Raw genomic sequence first — 17,994 nt, forward strand, 5'->3', positions numbered from 1 at the left:
CGACAGGCTCGACCACCGGTGGTCGAGCCTGTCGAGACCCGGACAGGCGCTCTACCTCGCGGTACCGGGGGTACCAGGGTGTACCGGGAGGGTCAGCCCGTCACCCGGATGTACACCGGGTTGTCCTGCCACATCTCGACATAGTGCACGGGGACGCCCTCCTGCTGCGCCTCCACGACCATTCCGTTGCCCGCGTAGAGCGAGACGTGACCCGAGGTCCACACGATGTCGCCCGGCTGGGCGTCCGCGGCGGAGACCTGATATCCGACGGTCGACATGGAGCTCGAGCTGTGCGGAAGGCTGACCCCGAGCTGGGCGTAGACGTACTGGATCAGCCCGGAGCAGTCGAAGCCACTGGGGGAGGCTCCGCCCCACACGTAGGGCACGCCGACATACTCGAGGGCGAGGTTGACGGCCTGCTGGCCGAGGTCGGCGGAGTCCTCCACCGCGGCGGCGGCCTCTGCCTCCGCTGCGGCCTCGGCCTCGGCGGCCGCCTCCGCGGCGGCTGCCGCCTCTGCCTCGGCCCGGGCCTTGGCCTCAGCTTCCGCCTTGGCGCGTGCCTCTGCCTCCGCCTTCGCCTTGGCCTCGGCGATGCCCTTTTCGGTCTCGGCGTACGGCGTCACGGACACGCGTCCGCGCTCGGTCGAGAAATCGGCGTCCTGCGTGACCTTGACCTTGGTCACCAGATTCTCGGCGAACCCGACCCGGGTCGTGGTGTCGACGGTGTTGCTGACCGGCGTGGCATTCGCCAGCGTGGTCTGCGTATGGGTCTCGGCGGGCGCGGTATGCGCGGTCTGGGTGAAGACCGACGCCAGCATGCCGGACGTGACGACCGCGATGGCGCCGGTACGGGCGGCATTCTCGGCTGCGGTCTGGGACAGTGCGGTGAAGGGGGTGAGTGCGGGGCCGTCGGCGCGGTGCCTGCCCCGATAGCTGGGGCGGTTTGCCTGGTCGTCCGCCCAGTCGTGGGTGCGGTCGGTGAGTACGGTCACCAGTGATCTCCTCGGACGCCTACGAGGTGAGCTGTCGGGTTCGGATGGGGAGTTCAGTTCACCCGGCCTCGCAAGAGGCTTCACCCCGAGGACACTCGCGTGCCCGGCTTACCTGGTTCCCCCGCCCCTGTCACGTCGTAGCTGCTCAGGACCGGTGACAGGGCTCGGCGTCCGGACCTGGACCCCACCGTTGCTGGCGAGGTGTCATGACCGTACCCGCCTTCCCTTCGAATGTCACGATTAGGTCACATAGCGTCCTGTGATGGAACGTTCTTGGCAATGAGTGCCCCGTGCCACCATGTCCCGTATGGACGATTCCACGCGCTCCCGGTATGACGTCGTCGTCGTGGGCGGCGGTCACAACGGCCTCACCGCGGCGGCCTACGCGGCCCGCGCGGGCCGCTCCGTCCTCGTCCTGGAACGCGCGGACCACGTCGGCGGCGCCGCCGTTTCGGCCCGGCCGTTCGCGGGCGTGGACGCCCGGCTGTCGCGCTACTCCTACCTCGTCTCGCTCCTGCCGCGGCAGGTGGTCGCCGAGCTCAGGCTCCCGATCACGCTGCGGCGTCGCCGCTGGTCGTCGTACACCCCGGTGGGCGACGGCGGCCTCCTCGTCGACACGCGGGACGACGGCGCGACGCGCGCCTCGTTCCGCCGCCTCACCAGCTCGGACGCCGACTTCGAGGCCTGGGGCCGCTTCTACGCGACGACGGCCGAGGTCGCCCGGCTGCTCGCGCCCACGCTCACCGAGCCCCTGCTCCCGCGGTCAGCGGTGCGCGACCTCGTGGTCGGCGGCGCGGGCGAGGCGGCCTGGCGCACCCTCTTCGAGGAGCCGCTGGGTGAGGTGCTGCGCGCCACCTTCGCCGACGACGTCGTGCGCGGCATCGCCGCCACCGACGGCCTGATCGGCACGTTCGCCGACGTCGACGAGCCGACCCTGCGGCAGAACCGCTGTTTCCTCTACCACGTCATCGGCAACGGGACCGGCGACTGGGACGTGCCCGTCGGCGGCATGGGCGCGGTCTCGGGCGCCCTGCACGACGCCGCTGTGGCCGCCGGCGCGACGATCGTCACCTCCGCGACCGTCACGGCCGTGGACCCGGGCGCCTCGGGCGTAGAGGTCGCCTGGTCCGACGCCGCCGGCCGCACCCGGGGCGTGACGGCCGGGCACGTGCTCGCCGGGTGCGCCCCGGCGGAGCTGGACCGGCTGCTGGGCGAAGCCGGCGGGGGTGGCGACGCCGGCTCGGGCACGTCGAACGCTGCACCGAACGCTGAGGGCGGGCTCCCGGCGTCGTACCCCGAGGGCGCCCAGCTCAAGGTCAACATGCTGCTGACGCGCCTGCCCCGGCTGCGCGACGACGTCGACCCGGTCGCCGCGTTCAGCGGGACCCTGCACGTCAACGAGTCACTGACCCAGCTCCAGGCCGCACACGCCCAGGCCGCGGCCGGGCGCATCCCCGACCTGCCGCCCAGCGAGATCTACTGCCACACGCTCACCGACCGGACCATCCTCGGCCCGTCGCTCGCGCCGACGGAGGCCCAGACCATCACCCTGTTCGGCCTGCACATGCCGGCGCGGCTCTTCCGCGCCGACCCCGACGGCGCCCGCGACCAGGCGCTCGCGGCCACGCTCGCATCCTTGAACACCGTGCTGGCCGAGCCCATCGAGGGCGTGCTCGCCCTCGACGCCGACGGCGCCCCCTGCCTGGAGGTGCGCACCCCGGTCGACCTGGAGGGCGACGTCGGGCTGCCGGGCGGCCACATCTTCCATCGCGACCTGAGCTGGCCCTTCGCCGAGTCCGACGACGACGCCGGGCGCTGGGGCGTCGAGACCGCCCACCCGCGCGTGCTGCTGGCGGGCGCCGGGGCGCGCCGCGGCGGGGGAGTGAGCGGGATCCCGGGGCGGGCCGCCGCGATGGCCGTGCTCTCGAGGTAGGACCCGGCGTCTGAAGTAGAGCCCGGCGTCGTCTCGACCCCGGCTGGCTGCCTAGCGACGCTCGGCGACCCGGCCCAGCAACGCCATGAGCTGTCGCAGCTCGCTGCTCGTCAAGGCCGCCAGCGGGGTCTTCTCCAGCGCGACATGGACCAGCTCCTCGCGCACCTCGCGGCCCTTGGCGGTCAGCACGAGCACGCGTGAGCGCCGGTCGTTGGGGTCCACGACCCGCTCCACCAGGCCGCGGCCGGCGAGCTGGTTGGTGATGAAGGTCAGGTTCGGCGCGTTGCAGTACAGCCGCTCGGTCATCACCTTCATCGACGGGGGCGGCTCGTCCGGGTCGATGGCCCATAGCGCCTGGAACGTCGCCGCCGTCATCTGGTGCTGGGCGAGAGCCTTCTCGATCTGGTCGCTGGTCCGCATCCAGATGTCGTGGGTCGCGGCGACCACCGCGGTGAGCTCTGGCGTGGTCATGCCGCTCATCCTAGCGATGTTTCGAGTCTCGAAGTAATCGTGCTACGTTCGGGATCGAAATACTTCGATGCTCGAAATAATGGAGGATCCTGTGAGCGACGACTTCCGCGACGTCACCGCGCTCGTGACCGGCGCGTCCAAGGGGCTGGGGCGGGCCTATGCGCTGGAGCTGGCGCGCCGGGGAGCCCGGCCGATCCTGCTGGCCCGGTCGGAGGGCGACCTGCGCACGCTCGCCGCGGAGATCCGCGAGCGGCACGGGGGGCCGGAGCCCGAGGTGGTCGCGGGCGACCTCGCCACCCCGGGCGGCCCCGGCCGGATCCTGGATCAGCTCCGCGAGCGTGGCCTCACCGTCGACCTGCTGCTCAACAACGCGGGCGCGGGCGGCGCCGGCCCGTACCTCGACCGCCCGCTCGGGCCGCAGCTGAGCGCCGTCGGGCTCAACGTCGTCGGCCTGCTCGCGCTGACCCATGCCCTCGGGGCCGACATGGTCGCCCGCGGCTCCGGCGGCATCATCAACGTCTCGTCCACCGCTGCGTTCCAGCCCATGCCGTTCCAGGCCACGTACGCCGCGACCAAGGCGTTCGTGCTCTCCTTCACCGAGGCGCTGGCCGGCGAGCTGCGCGGCACCGGCGTGCACGTCATGGCCGCCCACCCCGGCGCCATCGCGACCGGCTTCTTCGACGGGACCACCGCCACCATCGACGCCCGGTTCAGCGACGCACCGGACTACGTCGCCGCCCGGACCCTGGACGACTACTCCCGCCGGCGACCCGCGTCCTATCCCGGCCGGGCCGTGACGCGGGCCATGACTTGGGTCCCGCGCCCGCTGCCGCGGACCGCCGTCGTCCGGCTGGCCGGCGCGCTCAACCGACGCCTGCGCTTCCACGAGGTGGTCGACGTCGCCTGAGCTCTGTTCGCCGCCCAGCCGCCGCCCGGCCCCGATCGACCACAGCACTTGCTGCCAGAAGGGTGTCCGGCCTGGCAGCAGCTGCTGTGGTCAACGTGGCCTGGCAGAAAGTGCTGTGGTCAACTTTGGCGCTAGGACGGCGGGGTCTCCTGGGCCGTTGACCAGGCGTAGGCGCTGTTGGTCGCGAGGAGGTGCTCGTGGCTGCCGCGAGCCGCGACCGTCGCCGGGGTCGCACCCGCGATCGTCGCGGGCGTGCCGTTCCCGAGGAGCAGCACCTCGTCGGTGGCCGCCAGCGGAGTGAGGCGGTGTGTCGCCAGCAGCACCGCCCGCCCGGTCTCGCGGGCGTGGTCGGCGAGCGTGCGCACCAGCGCGTCGGCGGTCTCGCCGTCCAGGTGCTCCGCCGGCTCGTCCACGAGCAGCACACGGGCTGGGGCCAGGAGCGCACGGGCGACCAGGAGCCGACGGCGCTCGCCGCCCGAGACCGCCGCCGCGTCCGTGCCGATCACGGTGTCCAGGCCCGCCGGGAGCGCGTCGAGCCAGACCCCCAGCCCGACTGCGCCGAGGGTGGCCCGGGCCTCGCCGGGCGTGACGTCGCCGCGCGCGACCCGCAGGTTCTCCAGCACGGTGGTGTCGAACACATGCCCGTCCTCGGCGACGAACAGCGCGCCTGAGCGCTCGGTCGGCACTTCGTCAGGAGATCGGTCGCCCGGGGTGCCGATCGCCTGACCTTCTGCCGACCACCCGGCGGGGCTCGCCGCGGAGCCGGCCAGCGGCGGGATCAGTCCCGCCGCCGTCATGAGCAAGGTCGTCTTTCCGACGCCGGAGGGGCCGGCCAGCGCCACGACCGACCCTGGCCGCAGCGTGAGCGACACCCCCTCGACGACGGTACGCGGCGAGCCCCCGGCGTCGGGCCAGCCGGCTGCGACGCTGTCGAGCACGAGCAATGCGTCGGACGTGTCAGACGCCGAGGTCACCCGAGTGACCTGTGCGTCTGACAACTGGTCGGACGCGGGTGACGGCGTGTCCGGGAGCGCCGCCGGCAGCAGATCCAGCAGCCGGCGCGCCGCCTCGCGCGACCGGTGCAGCTGGACCGCGGCGGCGGGGAGTCCCGCGGTGGCCTCGAACACGGCCAGCGGCGTCAGCACCACCACCGAAAGCGCCTCCACGGACAGCGAGCCCGCCAGCGCCGCCGGGATCCCCAGCGCCAGCGAAGCGAGCACAGCAAGGCCCTGCGCCAGTGCCCCCAGGGCGGCGGCGAGCCCGGAGGTGCGCGCGCCGTCGTCGGCGACGGCGGACAGGCGCGCGTCCGCCGCGTCCAGATCGGCCAGCCGCGCGCCGAACCGGCCCGACACGCGCAGGGGCGCCGACTCCTCCAGGATCTCCAGGGACAGCGCAGTCACCTCGCCGCGGGCGGCCGCTCCTCGCGCCTCGGTCCGGGCCGCCGCCCGCGCCGCGAGCCACGGCGTCACGATCCCCGCCAGCACCAGGCAGAACGCCAGCGCCACCCCGGCGGCCGGAAGCAGGACGCCCAGCAGGATCACCGAGCCGAGCGACGTCACCACCGCGACCCCGGCCGGCACGACGGCGCGGACCACCACGTCGCCGACGTCGTCCACGTCCTGGCCGATCCGCGCCAGGAGCTCGCCCCGCCGCACCGTGACCGGGCGGTCGTCGGCGGCGAGCCGCTCATACAGGTTGGCGCGCAGGGCGGCCATGCCCCGCAGGGCGACGTCGTGCGAGGCCAGGCGCTCGCAGTAGCGCAGGACGCCGCGCCCGATCCCGAAGGCCCGCACCGACACCACGGCCACCGAGAGGGTGAGCACGGGCGGCATCTGCGACGCCCGCGCGATGAGCCAGGCGGCGACGGCGGCCAGGCCGATCGCGCAGGCCAGGGCCAGGACGCCGAGCCCGATCGCGGCGGCCACCTTGGCCGGCCGGACCTCCAGCAGCGGCAGGATGCGCCGCAGCGGGTCGCGGCGGAACCCCCGGGCCGCGTCGCGTGTCACGGCGGGGGCCACGTCCCGTCCCGATCCGCGTGTCGCGGTCGGCCCCTCGTCCCGTCCCGAGTCCTGGGGCAGCGTGCCGCTCATCGTGCCTCCCGGTCCGTCGCGAGGTCTGTCGGGACGACGTCGGCCCCCGAGTCGATCTCGAGACCTCCCGCGGGATCCGCCGCCGCCCGGACGTCGATCACCTGGTCCGCGAGTCCGAGCAGCGACGCCCGGTGCGCGACGACGAGCACGGTCCGGCCGGCGTCGCGCCAGGCGCGGACCGTGTCGAGCACCGCCTGCTCGCCGCGGGCGTCGAGGTGCGCCGTCGGCTCGTCGAGGATCACGAGCGGCCTGGCCGCGGCGTCGTCGAGCAGGGCGGAGGTCAGCGCGACGCGCTGGCGCTGGCCCACGGACAGCCCCACGCCACCGAGCCCGACGCGCGTGTCCCAGCCCTCGGGCAGCGACTCGACGACGACGTCCAGCCCCGTCAGCCGCGCCGCCTCGTCAAGCGCCCGGCCGGTGCCGGTGCCAGTGCCGGTCCGGGCATGAGCGTCGCCCCGCGCCCCGCCCTCCAGCACCACGTCCCGCAGCCGCCCCGGCGGGAGCGACGGCCGCTGCGGAACCCAGCTCAGCCCGGCCCACCAGCCCTCCACCCCGCCCGGCAGATCCGCCAGGGAGCGGAAGCCGCCGTCGGGCGCGACGAGCCCGACGCGCCCGGCGTCGGGCGCCAGCAGCCCGAGAGCCACGAGCACGACCGTCGACTTGCCCGACCCGCTGGGCCCCCGCAACGCGACGACCCGCCCGCCCCCGGAACCACCCGACCCGAGCGGAACCCGAGCCGACAACCCAGCAGGCGCAACCACCCCCCGCCCCGCAGCCCGCACGGAAACCCCCTCCAACACCAGCGACCAACCCCCGACGAGCGAGCGTGAGCGAGGCGGCGGGGGGACATCCTCACCCTCCGACCGGTCTGTACCAAGGGGCCCGAGCAGCGCAAAAACCCGAGAAACCGCAGCAACCCCGTCAACCGAAGCATGAAACTCAGCCCCGACCCGCCGCAGCGGCAGATACACCTCAGGCGCCAGCACCAGCACCGCGATCGCCGGCTGCAGCTCCATGGCGCCCTCGACGAGCCGCAGCCCCACGCCGACCGCGACGATCGCCACCGACAGCGTCGTGAGCAGCTCCAGCACCATCGAGGAGAGGAACGCGATCCGCAGCGTCCCCATCGTGGCCTTGCGCGAGGCGTCGCCCAGCGCGCGCACCCGCTCGCCCGGCCCGAACGACCGTCCGAACGCGCGCAGGGTCGGCAGCCCGGCGACGAGGTCGAGCACCTGGGAGCCCAGCCGTTCCACGGTGGCGAGACGCCGCTCGGACGCCCCGGCCGTCAGCCGCCCGACCAGCACCATGAACACGGGCACGAGCGGCAGCGTCACGATCACGATCACCGCCGAGACCCAGTCGAGCCCCAGCACCACGCAGACCAGGGCTGGCGTGACCAGCGCCGTCAGCACGAGCTGCGGCACGTAGCGCACGAGGTACGGCTCCAGCGCGTCGAGCCCGCGCGTCGCGAGGGTGGCGACCTCGGCCTCCGGGCTCGCCCCATGCCCATTGCCCGACGCCGGAGCCCGGGTCCCGCCGGCCGCCGTCGGAGCCGCGGCCGTGCTGCCCAACGACGTACCCGCGCCCGCCCGGGGCCCGCGCAGCGCCCACGCCTCGACGACGGCGCGCCGCAGCTCGGCGATCGTCCGGGCAGCGGCGCGCAGCGCGTACCGCTCCTGTGCCCACGCGACGCCCGCGCGCCCGGCGACCACGAGCGCCAGCCCCGCGAAGGACCACGCCGCCGTCGGACCGGGGCCCTCCCCGCGCACCACCGGCGCCAGCAGAACCGCGATGAGCAGGGCCTGCGCCACGATCAGGCCGGCGGCGGCGACCCCGAGCCCGACCGTGAGCGCCACGTACCACCGGGCGGCGCGCACCTGGCGCAGCAGCTGGGGGTCGAGGGGTTTCATGTGGATCTGCTCGCGTCCGGGTTCAGAACGCCGACTCCTTGATCTTCTTCCAGGTCAGCCCGGCGGGGGCGGGGATGTGGTCCACGGTCAGCCTGCGCCGGAACACCCAGTACGTCCAGCCCTGGTACAGGATCACCAGGGGAGTGAGGAACGCCGCCACCCACGTCATGACGGTCAGCGTGTACGGGGTCGAGGAGGCCTCCGCGATGCTCAGGGAGGGGCCGTCGCCCAGGCCGGGCATGACGTCGGGGAACATCGACCCGAAGATCAGCACGACCGCGGCGACGATCGTCACGGCGGAGAGCCCGAACGCCCAGCCCTCGCGCCCGGCGCGGTTCGTCAGCACGACGCCGACCAGGGCCAGCGCGGCGACCGCCACGACCGCCCACGTCCAGGTGACCGAGAAGGCGACCTGGGCCCAGACCGCCCAGCCGCCGGCTACGAGCAGGGCGGCCACCGCCAGCACGCCCGCGAACCGGCGGGCGCGGGCCCGGATCTCGCCGTCGGTCTTGAGCGCGACGAACACGGAGCCGTGCAGCAGGAACAGCACGAGCGTCGTGGCGCCGCCGAGCAGCGCGAAGGGGTTGAGCAGGGCCCAGAACCCGCCCACGTACTGGTGTGCGTCGTCGAGCTGGACGCCGCGCACCAGGTTCGCGAACGCCACGCCCCACAGGATGGCGGGCACCCAGGAGCCCACCTGGATGGCGATGTCGCAGCGGCGCGCCCAGACGGCGTCGGCGATCTTGCCGCGGTACTCGAAGGCGACGCCGCGCACGATGAGCGCCACCAGGATGAGGAGCAGCGGCAGGTAGAAGCCGGAGAACAGGGTGGCGTACCACTCGGGGAACGCCGCGAAGGTGGCGCCGCCCGCGGTGAGCAGCCACACCTCGTTGCCGTCCCAGACCGGCCCGATGCTGTTCACCAGCACGCGCCGCTCCTTCTCCCGGTGCGCGGCGTCGCCGCGCGGGAGCAGCGACATCAGCATCCCGACGCCGAAGTCGAAGCCCTCGAGCACGAGGTACCCGGTCCACAGAATCGCGATGATGAAGAACCACACGAGTGCGAGGTCCACGGTCACGTCCTTTGTCAGTCTTGGGTTCTGGCGGCTTGGGTTCTGCGGTGGTCAGACGGCGGTCAGTAGGCGAACGAGAGGGGCCGGTCGGTCTCGTCGTCCGCGGCCTCGGGCGACTCGTCGCGCACCGTGGAGGGGACTCCCTCGATCGCGTACCGGTGCATGAGCCGGTACCAGACCACGGCGAGCACGCCGTAGAGCAGGGTGAACACGATCATCGATGTGAGCACCATGCCGGGGCTCACCACCGTGGAGACGCCGCGCATGGTGAGCAGCCGGACCTGGTCGATGCCCGTGGGGTTCGGGGCGACCACCCACGGCTGGCGTCCCATCTCGGTGAAGATCCACCCGAACGACGAGGCGATGAACGGGGTGGGGATCGCGGCGATCCCGAGGCGGGCGAACCACGGGTTGTCGCTGACGCGGCCGCCGCGGGTGAACCAGAGCGCGGCAAGGGCGAGCAGCGCGGATCCCGCGGCGAACCCGATCATGAGCCGGAAGCTCCAGTAGGTCACGGCGAGGTTCGGCGTGTAGGAGATCGCGTTGCCGGCGTCGTCGGTCTCGCCGAACCGCTGGGAGTAGTCCTCCTGGACGTCGTTGACGCCGGGCAGGAAGCTCCCCGGTCCCGAGAAGCTGCCGGTGCCGAGGTAGCTGGCCAGGCCGGGCACCTCCAGGATGTGCCGCACGCCCTCGCACGAGTTCGACAGGTCGCCGATCGTGAGGATCGAGAAGTTCGCGGCCTCCTCGCCCTCGCACAGCGCCTCGGCCGACGCCATCTTGCCCGGCTGCTGCTCGAACATCAGCTTGCCCTGGACGTCACCCGTCAGGGCGACGCCGGCGCCGGAGATCAGCATGACCACGGTGCCCAGGATCACGGCGGGGCGGTAGACGTTCCGGGCGAGCTCGACGGACTCGGCCTGCTTGGTCCGGGCCAGACGCACCATCCACCACGCCGCGATCCCGGCCACGAACGTCCCGGCCGTGAGGAACGCGGCCGACACGGTGTGCGGGAAGGCCGCCCACAGCGTGTTGTTGCCGAGGATCGCCCAGATCGACTCCATCTCGGCGCGGCCGGTCTCCGGGTTGTAGACGGCGCCCACCGGGTGCTGCATCCACGAGTTAGCGGCCAGGATGAAGAGCGCCGACAGGTTCACCGCGACGGCGACGGCCCAGATGCAGGCCAGGTGGACGCGCTTGCTCAGCCGGTCCCAGCCGAAGATCCACAGGCCGAGGAACGTCGACTCCACGAAGAACGCCGCGAGGGCCTCCATGGCGAGCGGGGCGCCGAACACGTCGCCGACGAACCGGGAGTACTCGCTCCAGTTCATCCCGAACTGGAACTCCTGCACGATGCCCGTGACGACGCCGAGCGCGAAATTGATCAGGAAGAGCTTCCCGAAGAACTTCGTCAGCCGCAGCCACCGCTCGTTCCCGGTGCGGACCCAGGCCGTCTGCATGATGGCCACCAGCGGCGCGAGGCCGATCGTGAGCGGCACGAAGATGAAGTGATAGACGGTGATGATGCCGAACTGCCAGCGTGCCAGGTCGAGGGCTTCCACTCCGGGCTCCCGTGATCTCTCCGAACGGCTCTGTCCCTCTGGACGCTAGGCCTGATCCAGCAGGTCCGCGCGGTGCCGCGGGGTGAGTCCGTCGCTTGTGAATGTCTTCACAAGGCACTCTACACGCAGCCGGACACCGCTCTGCTCGTTTGCCGGTGGGGCGTATGCCACACCTCCGGCTCTGGCCCACACACCCGTGTGAGTGAAACCAGCCCGGACGACGCAGGAACCCCCGTTCAGGCCGCACCAGTGGCCTGAACGAGGGGCGCCCGAGAAGGGCGGTGCCCGTGAACAACCACAGTTCACAGACACGCTGTGTGCGATACTGGACGAACCCGCGTAGGCCCACATCCCTGCGCGGCCTGCAGAGTCCATCACTGCCCGCGATCCGCACGCGGTGCCGCAGTCACGACAGAACGTGGCCGCAGGCGTCCGCGAAGATCACAGGAACAGGGCCGCAGCCGAGACTTCCGTTCGGGTGTGTCGCTTCGCCGCGATGCGCAGCCGGACGACCGACCGCCTGGCGGTCCGCGTGGTGTGGGGCGGACGCCGGCTACAGGAGCACCTCACGTGACGCCTTCCAGCACCACCGGTTCGACCATCGGGTCACAGGATGATCACGACGCACCTGAGGCGAACGCCCAGGTCACCACTGGTGGGGAGGCTCCGGCAGACACGACGCCGGCCAAGCGCCCGCGTCGTCGGGCCACCCGGTCCGTCGTCTCTACGGCTGCCGTGGAGCCCATCGTCGTCGGCTCTGCCGGCGCCCCCGAGACCCCGTCCGGCGCCCAGCCGGTGACCACGGCCGGTACCGCCGCCGTGGCCACCCCCGCCGCCTCCGCGCCCAGCGAGTCCACCGCCAAGCGCCCGCGTCGCCGCGCCACGCGCGGCGTCTCGTCGCCCGCGCCCGCCCCGGCCGAGCCGACGGCGGCCGCCGAGGCCGTAGCCGTCGAGCCCGCCCCCGCGAGCGAGCCGGTCCGGACTGAGACGGAAATCACTGCCGAGGCGACGCCGGTCGCGGAGCCCGAGGCTGCGGAGTCGGAGGCGGTGGAGCCCGCGCTCGCCGACACCGCTGTTGCGGAGGCCGAGCCGGAGCCGGCCGAGCCCGAGGTCACGCCCGAGCCCGAGGCCGCCGCCGAGGAGCCGGCCCCGCTCGACATCGTCCTGCCTGAGCCCGTGGAGCCTGCCGAGGCGCCGGCCCACGAGGTCACCAGCCTCGACGACATAGTCCTGCCTGGCGGCCCGACGGGGGAGCCCGAGCAGACGGCCCCGAAGCGCCGCACCCGCAGGAAGGCGGAGCCCGCCGCCGAGCCGGCAGCGGACGCCGCCGAGGCCGCGCCCAAGCGCGCCCGTTCGCGCCGCAGGCCCGCCGCAGAGTCGGCTGTGGAGCCGTCCGCCGAGCCGACGCCGGTCGAGGAGGCCCCGGCCGCGCCCGCCGCCGAGGCACCCGCCCAGGAGGCCCCGGCCGAGCAGGCCCCGAAGACCCGCGCGCGCCGTAGCCGCCGCGCGACCTCCGAGCCGGCCGAGGCGCCCGCCGCCGAGGCCCCGGCCACGCAGGCCCCGGCCTCGCCCGCCGCGACGACGTCGGGCACGCGTGTTCCCCGTCTCGCCACGACGGCGCTGCTGTTCCAGGCGCCGGACGACGCGGCGGCGCGCCGTTCGCGGCGTGCCCAGGCTCCCGCCGGGCCGCCGCGCCCGCAGGACCTGACGCCGCAGTTCGCGCGCCCCGTCGCCCGCCCGGTCGAGCCTGAGCGCGAGGCGCCCGCGCCCCGTGCGGCGGAGCCCGTCGCCGAGCGGCCCGCCGAGGCCGAGACCAGGACCGAGGCCGCGCCGGAGACCCCCGCCGCGCCCCGGACGCGGAGGTCCGGCTCGCGCCGGGCCGTGCGCCGCACGGGCGAGCCGGCGGCCCGCCCCGAGGACGCCGCGCCGAGCGCGCAGGCAGAGCCCGTCGCCGAGCCGGCCGCGGAGCCGGCGTCCGACGTCGCAGGGGAGACGCCCGCTCGCGAGGCGAGCGTCCCGGCCGCGCCGCAGTTCGTTGCCGCGGAGCTGAGCGAGGACGACGCCGCGGCCGCGGACGAGGTCGCAGCGATCGAGGACGAGCTGGCCGCCGAGGGCGTCGAGCTCGAGGAGCTCGCCCCGGCGGACTTCGAGGAGTACGACGACGAGGAGGTGCGCCCGTCGCGCCGCCGTCGTCGTCGGGGCGGACGGGGCCGCCGCGGCGGCCGTTCGAACCGCGCGGACGACATGGACGACTCGGCGGACGAGGACCAGGACGACGAGTCCGAGGAGGACACGCAGGAGCCCGCTGACGACGAGGGCGACGAGCAGGACTCGGCGCAGGACACCGGCGAGGCCGAGGGCGAGGGCGGCAGCCGCCGTCGGCGCCGCCGTCGGCGGGGCACCCGCGGCGAGCGTGCCGAGGCCGCCGCCGTCCGCTCGAGCCGGAGCGACGAGGTCACCGCGCTCAAGGGCTCCACGCGTCTCGAGGCGAAGAAGCAGCGTCGCCGCGAGGGCCGGGACCACGGGCGGCGCCGCCAGATCATCACCGAGGCCGAGTTCCTGGCCCGCCGCGAGGCGGTGCAGCGGTCGATGATCGTGCGCGAGAAGGACGGCCGCACGCAGATCGCGGTGCTGGAGGACGGCGTGCTCGTGGAGCACTACGTCTCGCAGCAGTCGCAGGCGTCGATGGCCGGCAACGTGTACCTGGGCCGGGTCCAGAACGTGCTGCCATCCATGGAGGCCGCGTTCGTCGACGTCGGCAAGGGCCGCAACGCCGTGCTGTACGCGGGCGAGGTCAACTGGGACGCCGCGGGCCTCGAGGGCCAGCCGCGCCGGATCGAGCAGGCGCTGAAGTCGGGCGACTCGGTCCTGGTGCAGGTCACCAAGGACCCGATCGGCCACAAGGGCGCCCGGCTCACGAGCCAGGTCACGCTCGCGGGCCGGTACCTGGTCTTCGTGCCGGGCGGCGGCATGACCGGCATCAGCCGCAAGCTGCCCGACACCGAGCGCTCCCGCCTCAAGAAGATCCTCCGCGAGGTGGTCCCGGAGGGCGCGGGCGTCATCGTGCGCACCGCCGCCGAGGGTGCCAGCGAGGGCGAGCTGCGCGCCGACGTCGAGCGCCTGCAGGGCCAGTGGGACGCCATCCAGGCCAAGGCCAAGAAGGCGTCCGCCCCGGCGCTGCTGCAGGGCGAGCCGGACATGGCCATCCGCGTGGTCCGGGACATCTTCAACGACGACTTCTCGTCGCTCGTGGTGCAGGGCGAGGGTGCGTGGGACGAGATCGCGCACTACGTCGAGGAGCTGGCCCCCGACCTGCGCGAGCGGGTGTCCAAGTGGGCCGAGAACACCGACGTGTTCCACGTGCACCGCGTGGACGAGCAGCTCGCCAAGGGCATGGACCGCAAGGTCTGGCTGCCGTCGGGCGGCTCGCTGGTCATCGACCGCACCGAGGCCATGACCGTCGTGGACGTCAACACCGGCAAGTTCACCGGTGCCGGCGGCACGCTCGAGGAGACCGTCACGCGGAACAACCTCGAGGCGGCCGAGGAGATCGTGCGGCAGCTCCGCCTGCGCGACATCGGCGGCATCATCGTCATCGACTTCATTGACATGGTGCTCGAGTCCAACCGCGACCTGGTGCTGCGTCGCCTGGTCGAGTGCCTCGGCCGGGACCGCACCAAGCACCAGGTGGCGGAGGTGACGTCGCTCGGCCTGGTCCAGATGACGCGCAAGCGCGTAGGCCAGGGCCTCGTCGAGGCGTTCTCCGAGACCTGCGAGCACTGCAAGGGCCGCGGCTTCATCGTGCACGAGGAGCCGATCGAGAAGTCAGGCAACGGCCTGGCCTCGGGCGGCGTTCCCCCGGTCTCGTCCGAGGAGGGTCCGCGCTCCGCGCGTGCGCGCCGCAAGCGCGGCAAGGAGAAGGCCGTCCTCCCGGAGCCGGTCGCCCCGGTCGCCAGCCTGCCTGAGGAGCGGTCGGAGGCACGTGAGGCCGTCAAGGCAACGCTCGCGACGATCGCCGCCGCGGCGCAGCACGCGCACGAGACGAAGGACTCCGCGGAGGAGGGCCCCGCCACCCTCGACGAGATCCAGCTGCCGACCGGAGGGCCGGCCGCCGGTGGTTCGTCCGGCTCCGACGCCCCGTCGGCGTCGGGCGGCTCGCCGGACTCACCTGACGTCGCGGGCTCGCCGGCTGACGCCGCGCAGCCTACGGGCGACGCGCCGGAGGAGGGCTCCGGCGCTGGGCAGCCGGAACCGCCCAAAGGAGCTGGCGACGAGGTCGCCTGAGAACAAGAAGGGCTTCTGGGCGCGGCTGCTGGGCCGCTGACCTGATCCCGACGAGGGCCGCCACCGCGAGGTGGCGGCCCTCTTTTTTTGCGCCCCGACACCGCCCCGGGATTCCCGGGCGGAGTCTTCCTTGCGGACCGGCGATGTTCTGTGGTTCATTAGTCAAGTAACGAACCAACGAGCCATCGGAGACCGAGATGACAACGATCGCCGCAAGACCGACGACCACCCGGCTGGGGTACGTCGATAATCTGCGGGTCCTGCTGACCGTTCTGGTGCTGGCGCACCACGCTGCCGCGACCTACGGCGCGCTTCCCTTCTGGTACTGGACCGAGCCGAGCGACAGCCCTTCGGGCATCGCGCTGATGCTGCTGATGCTCGTGAACCAGTTCTATTTCATGGGTTTCTTCTTCCTGCTCTCCGGCCTGTTCGTCCCCGGGTCGGTGGACCGCAAGGGGCCCGGCGCCTTCGCCCGGGATCGCCTGGTCCGGCTAGGCGTTCCCCTGGCGGCGTTCTGGCTGGTGGCGCGGCCGATCCTGTCGTTGAGGGAATGGCCCGCACGTAGCGCGCAGGGGGATTCGTTCCTGCACTTCTGGTTCACCGTGGGCGACGTCGGGCCGCTGTGGTTCGTCGAGGTGCTTCTGGTGATGTCGCTCGCGTACGCGGCGCTCCGCGCACTCCGCGCCCGGTCGGCCGCCGGGTCCGGGGTGGTGGCCGGGCTTCGCACCGCGGCCGAGGTTCAGCCCCGCCCGGTCAGCTTCCGGGCGATCGCCGGGCTCGTGGCGCTGCTCACCGTCGTGACGTTCCTGTGGCGCCTCGCGGTGCCTACCGGAACTTACTGGGAGCTCGGCGGGCTGCCTTCGCCGGCCTACCTGCCGCAGTACGCGATCCTGTTCGTCGTCGGGCTGCTGGCGGCACGGCGCGGGTGGCTCTCCGGCCTGACGGTGCGGCAGGGACGGGTGGCGCTGGTCGTGGCACTGGTCAGCGTAGGGCTGGCGCTCGGCGGGCTCGCCCTCGCGACGGCGCCCGGCGCAGGGGTTCTCGCCCAGCTGGGCGCCGCCCTCGCGGAGAACATCTTCGCGATGAGCGCGGTCATCGCGCTGCTGGTGCTGTTCCGGGAGCGGCTGGCCGGGCAGCCCACGTGGGCGAGGTTCGCCGCGCAGAACTCGTTCGCGGTCTACGTCATCCACCCGCTGGTGCTGGTCGGGGTCGCGGTGCTCCAGGCGCCGCTGGTTGCGCCGGCGGGCGTGAAGTTCCTGATCCTGCTGGCGCTCTCGGTTCCGCTCTGCTGGCTGTTCGCCTACCTGCTGCGGCGGATCCCTGGAGTGTCCCGGGTGTTGTAGACCGAAAAGGACTTCCATCCATTCATGGTCGCCGGGGGAGGATCGGCCGGTGACACCCGAGACCTGTGCCCGCGGCGTGACCACCACCGGAACTGCCGTGACCCTTCGCAGCTGGACCGTTCCTGACCTGGACGCCTTCCGCGCGTGGTTGCGTCCCGAGCACGACTGGCATCGCTGGGACGGACCGTACTACCCGGCCCCGACCGACGAACAGGCCGACGGGCTCGTCGCGGTACTCGCACGAGACCACGGCCTGGTCTGGCCGCCGTCGAGCGCTGCACCGTCGAGCACCACGCCGTCGAACACCGCGCCGTCGGATCCCGAAGGGCTGCCGCCGGGCCGGCTGGTGGTCGACGTCGGCGGCGAGCTGGTCGGTACTGTCGCCTGGCACTGGGAGTCGCGCGAGACGGAATGGGCCCGGATGGGTGTCACCGTGTACGACCCTGCGCTGCGCGGCCGGGGGATCGGTCGCGCAGCGCTGGCCATGTGGACCTCGCTCCTGTTCGACCGCACGCCGTGGGTCCGGTTGGACTTCGCGACGTGGTCGGGCAACCGGGCGATGCTCGGCGTCGGGAAGGCGTTGGGTTTCGTGGAGGAGGCGCGGTTCCGGCAGGCGCGGGTCGTCGACGGCGTCCGCTACGACTCGGTGGTCATGGGCGTGCTGCGCGAGGAGTGGCGAACCGACCGTCGTCCGTAGCCATGCCATGCCGGACAAGATCACCGAGTGTTTGACTGGTTCCCATGAAAGACGGTCTGGGCGCCGGGCGCCTCGAAGTGATCGCCGGTCCCATGTTCGCGGGCAAGTCCGAGGAGCTGCTGCGCCGGGTGCGCCGCGCCCAGATCGCGCGGCGCGGCGTGCTTGTGGTGAGTCATGCGCTGGACTCTCGGCGCGGTGTCGGTCGGGTCAGCTCCCACTCGGGGCTCGGGGTGCCGTCGCACACGGTGTCGGACGCCGCGGAGATCCTCGGCCTGGTCGAGGGCGAGGCCGAGACCGGTGCCGAGACCGAGCTCGTCGCCATCGACGAGGCCCAGTTCTTCGGTGCCGACCTGGTGCCCGTGGTCTCGGACCTGGCCGGACGCGGGCTCGTGGTGGTCGTCGCGGGCCTGTCGGTCACGTTCGACGGGCAGCCCTTCACGCCCCTGCCCGAGCTGATGGCGCTCGCCGAGTCCGTCGAGAAGCTCACCGCCGTCTGCTCGGTATGCGGCGCGGACGCCGCGTTCCACGTCCGCGTGCCGGGAGCGCCTCCGGTGCCCGACGCCGGTTCCGCGCACCCGGGTGGTGCGCTCGTGCCGGTCGCCGCGCACGTGGGCGGCTCGGAGTCGTACGAGGCGCGCTGCCGCAGGCACACCGACGCGTGACCGGCCGGACGCCGTCGCCGAAGTAGAGCGCCTGTCCGACGCACGCTACCGAAGGAGAGCGTGCGTCGGACAGG

12 protein-coding genes and 1 riboswitch are annotated in these 17,994 nt (G+C 73.2%); of the genes, 6 read left to right on the forward strand and 6 right to left on the reverse strand.

The window, feature by feature from the left end; genetic code table 11:
- Positions 1 to 92: 92 nt before the first annotated feature.
- Positions 93 to 992 carry a C40 family peptidase gene (locus tag ACFT2C_RS27290; RefSeq protein WP_377210238.1) on the reverse strand — a complete coding sequence of 300 codons (900 nt, stop codon included), beginning with the start codon at positions 990 to 992 and terminating at the stop codon, positions 93 to 95.
- Positions 993 to 1,172, reverse strand: a riboswitch (cyclic di-AMP (ydaO/yuaA leader). It lies immediately after the preceding gene.
- A 118-nt stretch (positions 1,173 to 1,290) separates the two neighbouring features.
- On the opposite strand from ACFT2C_RS27290, the gene ACFT2C_RS27295 reads away from it, so the two are divergent.
- The gene (locus ACFT2C_RS27295) at positions 1,291 to 2,925 is read left to right on the forward strand and encodes a phytoene desaturase family protein (protein WP_377210239.1); all 1,635 of its coding nucleotides are present in this window, start codon (positions 1,291 to 1,293) and stop codon (positions 2,923 to 2,925) included.
- A 51-nt stretch (positions 2,926 to 2,976) separates the two neighbouring features.
- Here the strand turns inward: ACFT2C_RS27295 and ACFT2C_RS27300 are convergent, their stop codons facing one another.
- Complete coding sequence (locus tag ACFT2C_RS27300) at positions 2,977 to 3,396, reverse strand: MarR family winged helix-turn-helix transcriptional regulator (RefSeq protein ID WP_377210240.1); 420 nt, start codon at positions 3,394 to 3,396, stop codon at positions 2,977 to 2,979.
- A gap of 91 nt (positions 3,397 to 3,487) precedes the next feature.
- Here ACFT2C_RS27300 and ACFT2C_RS27305 point away from each other — a divergent pair, with 91 nt between their 5' ends.
- Positions 3,488 to 4,303 (forward strand): SDR family NAD(P)-dependent oxidoreductase, encoded by an 816-nt coding sequence (locus ACFT2C_RS27305; protein WP_377210241.1) that lies wholly within the window; start codon positions 3,488 to 3,490, stop codon positions 4,301 to 4,303.
- A 131-nt stretch (positions 4,304 to 4,434) separates the two neighbouring features.
- On the opposite strand, the gene cydC is transcribed toward ACFT2C_RS27305, so the two are convergent.
- The 4 genes from cydC to ACFT2C_RS27325 all read right to left on the reverse strand — a co-directional run bounded on the left by cydC (position 4,435) and on the right by ACFT2C_RS27325 (position 10,934).
- Entirely contained in the window at positions 4,435 to 6,393 is a 1,959-nt protein-coding gene (gene cydC / locus ACFT2C_RS27310; RefSeq protein WP_377210242.1) for a thiol reductant ABC exporter subunit CydC, read from the reverse strand.
- The gene (gene cydD / locus ACFT2C_RS27315; protein WP_377210243.1) at positions 6,390 to 8,303 is read right to left on the reverse strand and encodes a thiol reductant ABC exporter subunit CydD; all 1,914 of its coding nucleotides are present in this window, start codon (positions 8,301 to 8,303) and stop codon (positions 6,390 to 6,392) included. The genes cydC and cydD overlap by 4 nt, the downstream gene beginning before the upstream one ends.
- A 22-nt stretch (positions 8,304 to 8,325) precedes the next feature.
- A complete protein-coding gene (gene cydB / locus ACFT2C_RS27320; protein WP_377210244.1) occupies positions 8,326 to 9,375 on the reverse strand; it encodes a cytochrome d ubiquinol oxidase subunit II in 1,050 nt (349 codons plus the stop codon).
- Positions 9,376 to 9,437: 62 nt separating this feature from the next.
- The gene (locus ACFT2C_RS27325; RefSeq protein WP_377210245.1) at positions 9,438 to 10,934 is read right to left on the reverse strand and encodes a cytochrome ubiquinol oxidase subunit I; all 1,497 of its coding nucleotides are present in this window, start codon (positions 10,932 to 10,934) and stop codon (positions 9,438 to 9,440) included.
- A 570-nt stretch (positions 10,935 to 11,504) separates the two neighbouring features.
- Here ACFT2C_RS27325 and ACFT2C_RS27330 point away from each other — a divergent pair.
- From ACFT2C_RS27330 to ACFT2C_RS27345, 4 genes are all read left to right on the forward strand, one after another.
- A complete protein-coding gene (locus ACFT2C_RS27330; protein ID WP_377210246.1) occupies positions 11,505 to 15,218 on the forward strand; it encodes an Rne/Rng family ribonuclease in 3,714 nt (1,237 codons plus the stop codon).
- Between the two features lie 197 nt (positions 15,219 to 15,415).
- Entirely contained in the window at positions 15,416 to 16,561 is a 1,146-nt protein-coding gene (locus tag ACFT2C_RS27335; RefSeq protein ID WP_377210247.1) for an acyltransferase family protein, read from the forward strand.
- A gap of 49 nt (positions 16,562 to 16,610) precedes the next feature.
- Positions 16,611 to 17,258, forward strand: a complete 648-nt coding sequence (locus ACFT2C_RS27340) for a GNAT family N-acetyltransferase (RefSeq protein ID WP_377210248.1) — start codon at positions 16,611 to 16,613, stop codon at positions 17,256 to 17,258.
- A 44-nt stretch (positions 17,259 to 17,302) separates the two neighbouring features.
- Complete coding sequence (locus ACFT2C_RS27345) at positions 17,303 to 17,920, forward strand: thymidine kinase (protein WP_377210249.1); 618 nt, start codon at positions 17,303 to 17,305, stop codon at positions 17,918 to 17,920.
- Positions 17,921 to 17,994: the final 74 nt, after the last annotated feature.

It is taken from the genome of Promicromonospora sp. NPDC057138 (assembly GCF_042670845.1).
Classification (GTDB): Bacteria; Actinomycetota; Actinomycetes; order Actinomycetales; family Cellulomonadaceae; genus Promicromonospora.

Excerpts from the sequence above, each read along its gene's own strand:
- ACFT2C_RS27345 (WP_377210249.1), top strand. The coding sequence starts at position 17,303 with ATGAAAGACGGTCTGGGCGCCGGGCGCCTCGAAGTGATCGCCGGTCCC.
- ACFT2C_RS27335 (WP_377210247.1), top strand. The coding sequence starts at position 15,416 with ATGACAACGATCGCCGCAAGACCGACGACCACCCGGCTGGGGTACGTC.
- ACFT2C_RS27300 (WP_377210240.1), bottom strand. The coding sequence starts at position 3,396 with ATGACCACGCCAGAGCTCACCGCGGTGGTCGCCGCGACCCACGACATC.
- ACFT2C_RS27295 (WP_377210239.1), top strand. The coding sequence starts at position 1,291 with ATGTCCCGTATGGACGATTCCACGCGCTCCCGGTATGACGTCGTCGTC.
- cydD (WP_377210243.1), bottom strand. The coding sequence starts at position 8,303 with ATGAAACCCCTCGACCCCCAGCTGCTGCGCCAGGTGCGCGCCGCCCGG.
- cydC (WP_377210242.1), bottom strand. The coding sequence starts at position 6,393 with ATGAGCGGCACGCTGCCCCAGGACTCGGGACGGGACGAGGGGCCGACC.